We start from the raw sequence: 12,172 nt of genomic DNA on the forward strand, positions 1-12,172 counted from the left end.
TGGCGACCACTCATTCCCACTCCAGGTGTCCGCCATGATCCCAGTATCCGCGCTCGGCGCTCTCGCCGCGCTCTCCATCGCCATCTTCCTCATCCTGAAGAAGGTGCCGCCCGCTTACGGCATGATCGTCGGCGCCCTGGCCGGTGGCCTGATTGGCGGTGCCGATCTGACCCAGACCGTCGCCCTGATGATCGGTGGCGCCCAGGGGATCACCACCGCCGTGATGCGGATCCTGGCAGCCGGTGTGCTGGCGGGCGTGCTGATCGAATCGGGCGCGGCCACCACCATCGCCGAGACCATAGTCAAGAAACTCGGTGAGACCCGCGCCCTGCTGGCATTGGCGCTGGCGACCCTGATCCTGACCGCGGTCGGCGTCTTCGTGGACGTGGCCGTCATCACTGTCGCCCCCATAGCGCTGGCCATTGCGCGCCGCGCCGATCTCTCCAAGGCGGCCATACTGCTGGCGATGATCGGCGGCGGCAAGGCGGGCAACGTCATGTCCCCGAACCCGAACGCCATCGCCGCGTCCGACGCCTTCCACCTGCCGCTCACCTCGGTGATGGCGGCTGGCATCATCCCGGGTCTGTTCGGGCTGGTGATGGCCTACTGGCTGGCCAAGCGTCTGAACAACAAGGGCAGCAAGGTCGCGGCCGACGAGGTGGTGAGTTTTGACGGCGCCGCCTTGCCTGGTTTCCTGGCCGCCATCAGTGCCCCCCTGGTCGCCATACTGCTGCTGGCCCTGCGTCCCATCGCCGGCATAGTCGTGGATCCGCTCATCGCCCTGCCTCTCGGTGGCCTGGTCGGTGCCCTGATGATGGGCAAGTTCAGCAAGGTGAACCAGTTTGCAGTCTCGGGTCTGGCCCGCATGGCGCCGGTTGCCATCATGCTGCTGGGCACCGGTACCCTGGCGGGCATCATCGCCAACTCCGGCCTCAAGGACGTGCTGATCAGCGGCCTGACCGCCTCCGGCCTGCCTTCCTATCTGCTGGCTCCCATCTCTGGTGCGCTGATGTCCCTGGCGACCGCCTCGACCACGGCCGGTACCGTAGTGGCATCCAACGTGTTCAGCTCTACCCTGATCGAGCTCGGCATCACCAGCCTCGCAGGCGCCGCCATGATCCACGCCGGTGCCACCGTATTCGACCACATGCCCCATGGCTCCTTCTTCCATGCCACCGGCGGCAGCGTCCACATGGGCGTGAGCGAGCGTCTCAAGCTCATCCCTTACGAAACTGCCGTCGGTCTGACCATAGCTGCCGTCTCCACCCTGATGTTTGGCGTGTTCGGTCTCGCCTAAGGAACTGATATGAAAATTGTTATCGCACCGGATTCATTCAAGGAGAGCCTGAGTGCCATGGCGGTGGCCGATGCCATCGAGGCTGGTTTCAAGCAGGTGTTGCCCGACGCCACCTACGTCAAGCTGCCCATGGCCGATGGCGGCGAGGGCACGGTACAGTCCCTGATCGACGCCACCGGCGGGCGCATCCTGCCGGTGGCGGTGACAGCCCCGCTCGGCAACAAGGTGCAGGGCTTCGTCGGTCTGCTGGGGGATGGGGAGCGCGCCATCATCGAGATGGCGGCCGCCTCCGGCCTGCACCTGGTGGAGCCCGAGTTGCGCAACCCGCTGCTCACCTCTACTGTCGGTACCGGCGAGCTGATCCTGGCGGCGCTGGAGATGGGGGTGAAACACCTCATCCTCGGCATCGGCGGCAGTGCCACCAACGACGGCGGTGCCGGCATGATCCAGGCCCTCGGCGGCAAGCTGCTCAAGAGTGATGGCACCCCCATCGCACTGGGAGGCGGCGGCCTTGCGGATCTGGCCAGCATCGATCTGAGCGGGCTGGATCCCCGCCTGGCCGGGCTCCACATCGAGGTGGCCTGCGACGTGGACAACCCGCTGTGCGGCCCCAAGGGTGCCTCCGCCGTGTTCGGTCCGCAGAAGGGGGCGACCCCGGCGATGGTGGCCCAGCTGGATGCCAACCTGGCCCACTACGCTGGCTGCATCGAGCAGACCCTGGGCCGCCAGGTGAAGGACATTGCCGGTGCCGGCGCCGCCGGTGGCATGGGCGCGGCCCTGGTCGGCCTGCTCGGCGCCGAGCTCAAGCCCGGCATCCAGATCGTCATAGAAGCGCTGAAGCTGGCAGAGGCGGTGGCGGATGCGGATCTCGTCATCACCGGTGAGGGGCGCATCGACAGCCAGACCATCCACGGCAAGACTCCCATCGGGGTGGCCCGCTGTGCCAAGCAGTTTGGCAAGCCGGTGATTGGCATCTCGGGTTGCCTCACCGACGACTACGGTGTGGTGCACGAGCACGGTCTGGACGCCGTGTTTGCCGTGGTCAACCGCGCCATGTCCCTGCCGGAGGCGCTGGCGACGGCCACCACCAACCTGCAGCTCACGGCCCGCAACGTGGCCGCCCTCTATATGCTGCGCAAGTAATCCCTTCTGGCCGGTGCGAGGCGCCGGCCATCTCCCGTCCCGTGTAGCGGATGTGGTTGGCTGCCTGGCAGCAAACGCTCTGACGCACCTTGCCGATCCTCGATCGGCTTTTTTCATTATCCCGCTGTCTTTTATGTGGTTTTTGTATTCTGGCCGAGTGCTTTGCGGCATAGTGATCCCCCATAGTACGAGGAACAACCCATGATCTTGCTGACCCTGGGGGTAGTGCTATTTACCCTGATCCACCTCTATCCCTGTTTCGCCGCCCCTCACCGTGCCCGGGTGCGGGATCGCCTGGGGGAGCATCGTTACAAGGGACTCTTCTCGCTGCTGGTGTTCGTCGCCATCGCCTGCATCATCGCCGGCTGGCGCAGCGCCAGCCCCCTGCCGCTCTACTTCCTGCCCACCTGGGGCCACGCCCTGGTGATGGGGACCATGCCCGTCGCGCTGATCCTGCTCTGCGCAGGTCAGGGACCCAACCACTTTCGGCGTTGGCTGGTGCATCCCCAGCTCATCGGCACCCTGCTGTGGGCGGGCAGCCATCTGGCGGTGAACAGCGAGGCCCGCTCCCTGGTGCTGTTCGGCGGCTTGGGGCTTTGGGCACTGGTCAGCATCGTCTGGATTTCGGTGCGTGACTGGCGGCAGAAGCCGCGACCCGAGGCGAACTGGCAGGGCACCGGGATCTGCGTGGGCGCAGGTCTGGCGCTGACGGCGCTGATGATCTTCTGGGGCCACGGCTGGCTGACCGGGATCCCCTTGCACTGATCCCTGAACCAGATGGCGAGTTCTCGCGTATGATGCGAAAAAATTGAGGAGTCACGTCAATGAAATGGTTCAGCCTGTTGTTATTGCTCGGCGCGAGCGCGGTCTTTGCGGCCTGTCCCGATTACTTCAACCTGGAGCAGCGGGAGCTCAATAGCACCCAGCGCCACAACCTCTGTCAGCTGACCGAAGGCAAGGTGGTGCTGGTGGTCAACACCGCCTCCTATTGCGGTTATCGCGGCCAGTTCGCCGATCTGGAGCGGCTCTATCAGGGTTACAAGGAACGGGGGCTGATCGTGCTGGGCTTCCCCTCCAACGACTTCTGGCAGGAGTCCGGGGATGAGGGCAAGACCGCCTCTGTCTGTCGACGCGACTACGGCGTGACCTTCCCCATGTTCAACCGGATCGCCGTGCGTGGGGACGATGCCAGCCCGCTCTACAAGGGACTCGCGGCCGCCGCCGGTGGCGATGCGCCTGGCTGGAACTTCCACAAGTACCTGATCGGCCGTGATGGCAAGCTGATCGCGAGTTACGGTGCCAATCAGAGTCCGGATGCCGATCCGCTGCTGGCAGCGGTGAAACAGGCCCTCGATCGCTAGGCCTCGTCGGGCGGCTCTGGAATAATGGCGGCATCTCCCTCAATCTGGTAACCCCGTGCTGCAACGCCTTCCCCAAATGGTGATCTTCGATGCCCTGGTCCGTGAGCAGGGCATCTCCGCCGCCGCGCGCCGGCTCGGTGTCTCCAAGTCCCACATCAGCAAGCAGCTGGCCCAGCTCGAGACCGAGCTCGGTGCCCAGCTGGTGCAGCGCACCACCCGCCGCTTCGCCCTGACCGAGCTCGGCCAGGAGTATGCCCGCCACTGCCGCGCCCTGGTGGCGGTAGGGCTGGAGGCGGACTCCATGGTGGCGGAGCGCCGTGGCAAGGTGAGCGGTGTGCTGCATCTGGGGGTCGGTCAGTCCTTCGGTCGACTGCACGTGATCCCGCGCCTCAAGGCGTTTCAGGATCGCTACCCCGGGCTGGAGCTGGAAGTATCATTGTTCGATCACAGAACCAATCTGGTGGATGAGGGGCTGGATCTCTGGATCACCACCTATGAGGACAAGCCGGAGGCGCTGGTAGGGCAGCGGCTGGCGGACATCCACTTCGTGCTGGTGGCCTCGCCGGACTATCTGCTGAGCCACGGAACCCCGCTGCAGCCCAAGGATCTGGCCCAGCACAACTGCATCACCTACCAGAGCCGGGAGCGGCGCTACCACGAGTGGTCGTTCCGCCAGGGCAAGGAGCGCCAGACGGTGCAGGTGGCCGGCAACTACCGGGTGGATCTGGCGGAGGCGGTGCGAGACGCCGCTCTGGCCGGGCTCGGCATCGCCTATGTCGCCAACTACTTGCTGGACAAGGAGTTGCAATCAGGACAGCTCATTCCCCTGCTGCCACAGTGGCGGCCGAACCAGAAGATGGCGGTGCACGCCGTCTACGCCAGGCGAGAGCATCTGGATCCCAAAATCCGGCTCTTCATCGACTTCCTCAAGGAGAGCTTCAGCCCGGAACCCTACTGGGAGCAGCGGCTCGCCCCCTGGCTCGGCGGCAAATTGTCCGGTGCAGAGGAATAATCGTTTCCATATACGAACACTGGCTTTCGCCTGATATCAAAATCGAACCAAATCAGCACCTTGGCGCAATCGGTATCGTGAAAACGTTTTTGCTAACAGGTCCGTAACCAAGCGGGCTTGCAGTAACCACGCGGGAGGAGCAGAATCCGCGCCCATCTTTTACCCCACTAGATGGAATCCCTATGATTGCCCTGCTCGGCATCTTGAGTATCCTGGCGATGGCCGTACTCTGCTCTGATAATCGTCGTCGTATCCCGTTGCGAACAGTCGGCCTGGCCCTCTGTCTGCAAATCCTCTTCGCCGCGCTGGTGCTCTGGTTGCCCGCCGGTCAGAGCGTGCTGAACGGGGTCAGCGAGAGTGTCAGCAGCGTGATCGGTTACGGTCAGGAGGGGATCGCCTTCCTGTTCGGCGATCTGGCCAAGTTCAAGCTGGGCTTCATCTTCGCGTTCAACGTGCTGCCGGTGATCATCTTCTTCTCCGCCCTCATCGCCATCCTCTATCACATCGGCCTGATGCCCAAGGTGATCGCCCTGCTCGGCGGCGGCCTGCAGAAACTGTTGGGCACCGGCCGGGCCGAGAGCCTCTCCGCCACCGCCAACATCTTCGTCGGCATGGTGGAGGCGCCGCTGGTGGTCAAGCCTTACCTCTCCAAGATGTCCGATTCCCAGTTCTTCGCGGTGATGAGCTGCGGTTTGGCCTCGGTGGCCGGCGGTACCCTGGTGGGCTATGCCAGCATCGGGGTCGAGCTGAAATACCTGATAGCGGCGGCCTTCATGTCGGCCCCAGCGGGTCTGGCCATGGCCAAGATCCTGGTGCCTCCCAGTGCGGATGAGGTGGATCACCACCAGGACGTGGAGATGCCGCGCTCGACCAACGTGATCGAAGCGGCGGCCGATGGTGCCATGGCGGGTCTGAACATCGCAGTAGCGGTGGGGGCCACCCTGCTGGCCTTCGTCGGCGTCATCGCCCTGTTCAACGGTCTGATCGGCTGGGCCGGGGATCTGGTGGGGCTGGAGCTGAGCTTCCAGATCATCCTGGGCTGGCTGTTTGCCCCCGTCTCCTGGCTCATCGGTGTGCCCTGGGATCAGGCTCAGGCCGCTGGCGCCCTGATCGGCACCAAGATCGTCATCAACGAGTTCGTCGCCTTCATCGCCCTGGTGCAGGATCAGACCCTGGATGCCTCGAGCAAGGCCATCGTCACCTTTGCCCTGTGCGGCTTCGCCAACATCTCCTCCATGGCGATCCTGATCGGCGGCCTGGGGGCCATGGTGCCGGAGCGCAAGGCCTTCATCGCCCGTTACGGCATGCGTGCCATCTTGGCTGGAGTGCTGGCGAACCTGATGAGCGCCTCCCTGGCCGGGCTCTTCCTCGCTCTCTGATTTGACCCCGAAGCTAACACCTTCCGGTCAAGGCCCGCTTCGGCGGGCTTTTTTGTGGCCGGACGACAGGCAAAAAAAAGCGCCTCTGGGGAGGCGCGGGGAAAAAGACAGATTGGAAGCGTCACACGGGTGGTACCTGGATGCAGGATGTTCCGTGCCATCCAAGTATGAAGCCATGATGCCTGTCTCTCTCTGAAGCCCTTCTGAGGCGATTCTTCATACTGCGTTCATTTTGCTAAACACCCATTGGGCCGGTTTAGTCGCCTGATCCTGTTGTCTGGGGGCCAGCTCAACGGCCTGGCCTGACTGGCTCTAGAGCCAGCAGCCAGTGAGTGTGAAGGGGAGGCCGTTGGCGGCTCTGGGGTCAGCTCAAAGGCCTGATCCGATTGTTCCACAATGAGTTATAAGGGGAGGCCGTTGGCGGCTATGGGGTCAGCTCAAAGGACTGGTGTGATTGTTCCAGTGCCAGCAGCCAGCGTTTGATGGGCAGGCCTCCGCCATATCCGATCAGCTCGCCGCTGCGGCCTATGACCCTGTGACAGGGCACTATGATGCTCAGGGGATTACGGCCGTTGGCGGCGCCCACCGCCCGCATCGCCTTGGGATTGCCGATGGCCCTGGCGATCTCCAGGTAGCTGGTGGTCTCGCCGTAGGGGATCTCGCACAGGGCCTGCCAGACCGATTGCTGGAAGGGGGTGCCCCGGGCGGCGAGCGGCAGGTCGAAGCGTTGCAGGCGGCCGGCGAAGTAGGCCTCGAACTGCTCGATAAAGGGGGCCAATGCCGGGTCATCCCGCTGCCACTCCGGCGCCGGCATCACGGGCCGCTCACCTCGCACGAACTCCACATAGCGCAGCCCATCCTTGTCGATGGCGACGAGCAGGGGGCCATGGCCGCTGTCACAAAAACTGTATTTCATCTTCTGCATTCCTTGGTTCGTGCTGGTCGCCAGTGGACCTCAGTCCAGCCCGGGTTTGCCACGGGTCGATTTGATCTCCCCCTTGCGCTTCTTGGCGTCGACCCGTTTGCGCTGGGAGCTGCGGGTCGGCTTGGTGGCGTGACGGGCCTTGGGGCGCCAGGCGGATTTTTTCAGCAGCTCCACCAGACGGGTCATGGCCTCCTTGCGGTTCATGTCCTGGCTGCGATGGGTCTCGACCCTGATCTGGATGAAGCCGTCGTGCACCCGGCTGTCGGCGAGCTTCTCCAGCCCCTCCTTGTAGAGATCTGGCAGGCTGGGGGAGTCCCGGTAATCGAAGCGCAACCAGACGGCGGAGTCGGTCTTGTTGACGTGCTGACCCCCGGCACCCTGGGCGCGCATGGTCTGGAACTGCAGCTCATGCCAGGGGATGGTCACGCTGTTGGAGATGACTAACATGGGGTGATGCTCTCATTTGGTGCATCAAGGGAGTCTGGTGCAGCTTGGTGCCTCAATATGGGGCGAGATGCGCTTCCTTGGTGATCCTGGGTCCTAATGGCCCAAGGGTTAAAGCCTATCTTTATGAAAATAAACAATAAAAATACTTGGCACAAGAATTGATGTCTCTATCCACGACATACCATGGATTGGGAGCAACCAGATGAAGCTGATTACTGCGATTATCAAACCCTTCAAGTTGGACGATGTGCGCGAGGCCATCGCCAGCCTGGGGGTCGAGGGCCTGACCGTGTCCGAGGTCAAGGGCTTCGGTCGCCAGAAGGGACACACCGAATTATACCGGGGAGCCGAGTATCAGGTCGACTTCCTGCCGAAGGTTAAACTGGAGATCGCCACCGCCGACGAGAACGTGGAAGGGGTGATCGAGGCCATCTGCAAGGCGGCTTATACCGGCAAGATCGGTGATGGTAAGATTTTCGTCTACGACCTGCTGCAGGCGGTCCGCATCCGTACCGGCGAGAGCGACGACGAGGCACTGTGATCCCTTGTGATCATTCCGCTGTTTGTCGGGGTGAACGGGGACAAGCAGCCTGGCGGATCCAGGCTGGCTGAAATGAGTGATATATCATCGAGGGGCTGGGTGGGATTCCATCCGGCCTCTTTGTTTGGTCGTTGGTTAAATATGTGATCCTACCTGTGTAAACGACCTTGATACTGTGGTCTCGACTGTGCAGAATGCAAACGAAAATAGTTATCACTCGATACGCACACAAGGAATGGATGATGAAAATGAAGATGTTGGCGCTGCTCTTCTCCTCGCTGGTCACCCAGTCGGCATTGGCAGCAGGGGAGGTGAACGTCTACTCCACCCGTCAGGATGAGCTGATCAAGCCCATCATCCAGCAGTTCGAGAAGGAAACCGGGATCAAGGTCAACGTGGTGTTCGCCAAAGAGGGGCTGAACGAGCGTCTGGAGCGGGAAGGCAAACTCTCCCCGGCCGACCTGATGCTGACCGTCGACATCAGCCGCCTGACCGATCTGGTGGACAAGGATCTGGTGCAGTCGGTGGACAGCAAGACCCTGCAGGAGAACATCCCCTCCATCTATCGGGATCCGGACAACAAGTGGTTCGCCCTGACCACCCGGGTGCGCGCCATCTATTCCAGCAAGGAGCGTCTCGGTAAGCTCGACACTGTCAGCTACGAAGATCTGGTCAAGCCTGAATTCAAAGGCAAAATTTGTACTCGCAGCGGCAAGCACGAATACAATGTGGCCCTGGTCTCCTCCATGATCGCCCATCACGGCATGGCCGACACCAAGATCTGGCTGGAAGGGGTCAAGGCCAACCTGGCGCGCAAGCCGCAAGGCAACGATCGGGATCAGGTCAAGGCGATCAAGGACGGCATCTGTGACGTCTCTCTCGGCAACAGCTACTACCTCGGCGCCATGCTGAAAGACCCGGCACAGAAGTCCTGGGCCGATGCGGTCTACATCAACTTCCCGAATCAGGCGGATCGCGGTGCCCACGTCAACGTGAGTGGCGTGGCCATGACCAAGTACGCCAAGAATAAGGCTGAGGCCCAGAAGCTGATGGAGTTCCTCTCCGGCGACACCGCCCAGCACATGTATGCTGACGTGAATGCCGAGTATCCAGTCAAGGCCGGGGTCGAGCCGTCCGCCATGGTCAAGTCCTGGGGCAGCTTCAAGACCGACGCCCTGCCGGTCAGCGACTATGCCAAGCACCGCAAGGACGCCTTGCAACTGCTGGATGAAGTGAAGTTCGACTTGTAATCAGATGGGGCCAAGGGCCCCATCAACCTCTGTGGTCTCATGAAAAATTTTGGTTGGATTGCCGGCAGCTGGGTCACCGCCCTGCTGCTGGGTTTGCCCGTACTCGCCCTCATCTTCTCCGCCTTCTCGGCGGACGGGGAGCTGTTTTCCCACCTCGCCGATACCGTTTTGCTGGACTACCTCGCCAACACCGCAGGACTGGTGCTGGGGGTGGTGGTGCTCAGCCTGTTGTTCGGAGTACCCACCGCCTGGCTGGTGGCTATGTGTCAGGTGCCGGGGCGCCGCGCCCTGCAGTGGGCGCTGATGCTGCCCATGGCCATGCCGTCCTATATCGTCGCCTACGTCTACACGGATCTGCTGGACTACTCGGGCCCGTTGCAGGCGGGACTGCGCGTTCTGTTCGACTGGCAGAGCCCGGCTGACTACTGGTTTCCGGCCATTCGCTCCCTCGGCGGGGCCGCCTGGGTGCTGGCGCTGGTGCTCTTCCCCTACGTCTATCTGCTGACGCGCGCCTCCTTCCTGGAGCAGTCGGTCAGCCTCATTCACTCCAGCCGGCTGCTCGGCTGCACCCCCTGGCAGAGCTTTCGCCGCCTGAGCCTGCCGCTGGCCCGTCCCGCCATCATGGTCGCCATCTCCCTGGTGGCGATGGAAACCCTGGCGGACTTTGCCACCGTGCATTTCTTCGCCATCAACACCCTGACGACGGCGATCTACGATACCTGGCTCGGCTACGGCAGCCTGGCGACCGCCGCCAAGCTCTCCTGCCTGATGTTGCTGGCGGTGGTGCTGCTGATCGCCATCGAGCGCCGCTCCCGTCGGCGCCAGCAGGTGTTCCAGAAATCCATGGGCCATGAGCAACCGCTGCGTTATCCCCTCAAGGGCTTGCCCCGCTTGTTGGCCGGACTCTGGTGCTGGGGTCTGGTGCTGGCGGGCTTTGCCCTGCCGTTCGCCATTTTGCTCGACTACGGGGTGCGCTACTTCGCGCTCTCCTGGACGCCGGAGTTCGTCCGCTTCGCCGGCAACAGTCTGCTCATCTCGGCCCTGACCGCCCTGCTCGCCATGGCCGTCGCCCTGCTGCTCGGCTTCTTCCGCCGTCTCGATGGGGGCACCCGCAGTCTGCTGCCCCTGCGCATCGCCGCCATGGGCTACGCCATGCCGGGCACTGTGCTCGCCATCGGGGTGCTGGTGCCGCTGACGGCGCTGGATTTTGGCATCAACGATCTGGCCGAGTGGCTGGGGTTGCAGGGGCCGGGTCTGCTGTTGACCGGCACCCTCACCGCCATCGTGTTCGGCTATCTGGTGCGCTTCGTGGCCATCGCCATCGGCTCGGTGGAGAGCAGCATGGGCAAGATAGCCCCCAGCCTCGACATGGCGGCGCGCTCCCTCGGGCAGGGCACCGGCGGCATGCTGCGGCGGGTGCACCTGCCGCTGATGCGGCGCGGCCTGTTCGCCGGCGCCCTGCTGGTATTTATCGAATCCATGAAGGAGCTGCCCGCCGCCCTGCTGCTGCGGCCCTTCAACTTCGAGACCCTGGCGACCCACGTCTATCAGTTCGTCTCGGACGAGATGCTGGAGCGGGGGGCGCTCGGCGCCATCGTCATCGTGCTGGTGGGCCTGGTGCCGCTCATCTGGATCAACCGCAGCCTGGACAGTCAGGGCCATTGAGCCCTTGTCCGGTCTGACGTCAAAGAACGAGAGGAGACGAGCCTTGTCTTGTCTGAATATCGAGAAGGTCAGCTGTCACTACAACGGCAGGCCGGTGCTGGAGCAACTCTCCCTGCAGGTGGCCGACAACGAGATCGTCTGCCTGCTCGGCGCGAGCGGCTGTGGCAAGACCACCCTGCTCAAGGCCGTGGCCGGTCTGCTGCCGCTGGCGGAAGGGGAAATTCGGCTCGGCGAGAGCCTGCTGGATGGCCCCGGGGTCAGCATGGCGCCGGAGGCACGCAACATCGGCATGATCTTCCAGGATTACGCCCTGTTCCCGCACCTGACGGTGGCCGACAACGTCGGCTTCGGGCTGGCCAAACAGAGCCGCGCCGCACGTCAGCAACAGGTGGAGGAGGCGCTGGCCCTGGTCAATCTGCAGGGGCTGGGGGAGCGCTACCCTCATCAGCTCTCCGGCGGTCAGCAGCAGCGGGTCGCCATCGCCCGCGCCCTGGTGTGCAAGCCGCGACTGATGCTGCTGGACGAGCCCTTCTCCAACATCGATACCCAGGTGCGGATGAAGCTCATCCTCGAGATCCGCGCCCTGCTCAAGCGCCAGGGCATAGGTGCCATCTTCGTCAGCCACAGCAAGGAGGAGGCGTTCGCCTTCGCCGACCGGCTGGCTCTGTTCAGATCCGGTCACATCGAGCAGGTGGGAGAGCCGGAGCAGCTCTATCGCCGCCCGCAGAACCGCTTCGTGGCGGAGTTCCTCGGCGGGGTCAACTACCTGGCGGCCGAGGTTGTGGACAGCCACTGCGTGCAGACGGCACTGGGGCTGATCAGGGGCCATGAACCCCACGGCCGCGTCGTCGGTGAGCGGCTGCAACTGATGCTCAGACCCCAGCAACTGGTGCTGACGGCGACGGCAGAGGGGGAGCTGGTGATCCGGGAGCAGCAGTTCCTCGGTCACCACTGCCGGGTGCTGGTGGCATGCGGGGAGCAGTTGCTGGAGGCCAGCATAGGGGAGCCGCTGGAAGGGGCGCGGGCGCGGGTTGTGGTTGCTCCCCATGCGCTGGTGCTGTTCGACTCTTTGCCCTGATAGCGATGTGAAATCAAGGAATTGGCCCGGTTCCGGTTTATAATCCCGCCACGCCTTTAGCCAATGTCTTTGGA

The 12,172-nt window shown here is 63.3% G+C and carries 12 protein-coding genes; 10 read left to right on the top strand and 2 right to left on the bottom strand.

Annotated elements, in window-relative coordinates:
• Positions 1 to 34 precede the first annotated feature (34 nt).
• The 6 genes from BN1124_RS15185 to BN1124_RS15210 all read left to right on the top strand — a co-directional run bounded on the left by BN1124_RS15185 (position 35) and on the right by BN1124_RS15210 (position 6,192).
• Positions 35 to 1,297 carry a GntP family permease gene (locus BN1124_RS15185; protein ID WP_042643274.1) on the top strand — a complete coding sequence of 421 codons (1,263 nt, stop codon included), beginning with the start codon at positions 35 to 37 and terminating at the stop codon, positions 1,295 to 1,297.
• Between the two features lie 9 nt (positions 1,298 to 1,306).
• Positions 1,307 to 2,440: a glycerate kinase gene (locus tag BN1124_RS15190; RefSeq protein ID WP_042643276.1), complete on the top strand. Its 1,134-nt coding sequence runs from the start codon at positions 1,307 to 1,309 to the stop codon at positions 2,438 to 2,440.
• 201 nt (positions 2,441 to 2,641) lie between these two features.
• Positions 2,642 to 3,205 (top strand): NnrU family protein, encoded by a 564-nt coding sequence (locus tag BN1124_RS15195; RefSeq protein ID WP_042643278.1) that lies wholly within the window; start codon positions 2,642 to 2,644, stop codon positions 3,203 to 3,205.
• A gap of 59 nt (positions 3,206 to 3,264) precedes the next feature.
• Complete coding sequence (locus tag BN1124_RS15200) at positions 3,265 to 3,801, top strand: glutathione peroxidase (RefSeq protein WP_042643280.1); 537 nt, start codon at positions 3,265 to 3,267, stop codon at positions 3,799 to 3,801.
• Positions 3,802 to 3,877: 76 nt separating this feature from the next.
• On the top strand, positions 3,878 to 4,813 hold the full coding sequence (locus BN1124_RS15205) for a LysR family transcriptional regulator (protein WP_042643282.1): 936 nt from the start codon (positions 3,878 to 3,880) through the stop codon (positions 4,811 to 4,813).
• A 182-nt stretch (positions 4,814 to 4,995) separates the two neighbouring features.
• A complete protein-coding gene (locus BN1124_RS15210; RefSeq protein WP_033129217.1) occupies positions 4,996 to 6,192 on the top strand; it encodes a NupC/NupG family nucleoside CNT transporter in 1,197 nt (398 codons plus the stop codon).
• A gap of 424 nt (positions 6,193 to 6,616) precedes the next feature.
• On the opposite strand, the gene BN1124_RS15215 is transcribed toward BN1124_RS15210, so the two are convergent.
• Together BN1124_RS15215 and arfB are read right to left on the bottom strand one after the other, a co-directional pair.
• A complete protein-coding gene (locus tag BN1124_RS15215) occupies positions 6,617 to 7,108 on the bottom strand; it encodes a methylated-DNA--[protein]-cysteine S-methyltransferase (protein WP_042643284.1) in 492 nt (163 codons plus the stop codon).
• 39 nt (positions 7,109 to 7,147) lie between these two features.
• Positions 7,148 to 7,564 carry an alternative ribosome rescue aminoacyl-tRNA hydrolase ArfB gene (gene arfB, locus BN1124_RS15220; protein ID WP_042643286.1) on the bottom strand — a complete coding sequence of 139 codons (417 nt, stop codon included), beginning with the start codon at positions 7,562 to 7,564 and terminating at the stop codon, positions 7,148 to 7,150.
• Positions 7,565 to 7,766: 202 nt separating this feature from the next.
• Between arfB and glnK the strand changes: the two genes are divergently transcribed.
• The 4 genes from glnK (at position 7,767) to BN1124_RS15240 (ending at position 12,098) form a co-directional block, all read left to right on the top strand.
• On the top strand, positions 7,767 to 8,105 hold the full coding sequence (gene glnK, locus BN1124_RS15225) for a P-II family nitrogen regulator (protein WP_033129214.1): 339 nt from the start codon (positions 7,767 to 7,769) through the stop codon (positions 8,103 to 8,105).
• A gap of 242 nt (positions 8,106 to 8,347) precedes the next feature.
• Positions 8,348 to 9,355 (top strand): Fe(3+) ABC transporter substrate-binding protein, encoded by a 1,008-nt coding sequence (locus tag BN1124_RS15230; protein ID WP_082041652.1) that lies wholly within the window; start codon positions 8,348 to 8,350, stop codon positions 9,353 to 9,355.
• A gap of 39 nt (positions 9,356 to 9,394) precedes the next feature.
• Positions 9,395 to 11,020, top strand: coding sequence for an ABC transporter permease (locus BN1124_RS15235; RefSeq protein ID WP_042643289.1), 1,626 nt, complete (start codon positions 9,395 to 9,397; stop codon positions 11,018 to 11,020).
• Between the two features lie 43 nt (positions 11,021 to 11,063).
• Complete coding sequence (locus BN1124_RS15240; RefSeq protein ID WP_042643291.1) at positions 11,064 to 12,098, top strand: ABC transporter ATP-binding protein; 1,035 nt, start codon at positions 11,064 to 11,066, stop codon at positions 12,096 to 12,098.
• Positions 12,099 to 12,172: the final 74 nt, after the last annotated feature.

Origin of the sequence: Aeromonas eucrenophila (assembly GCF_000819865.1) — a bacterium.
Taxonomy (GTDB): domain Bacteria; phylum Pseudomonadota; class Gammaproteobacteria; order Enterobacterales; family Aeromonadaceae; genus Aeromonas; species Aeromonas eucrenophila.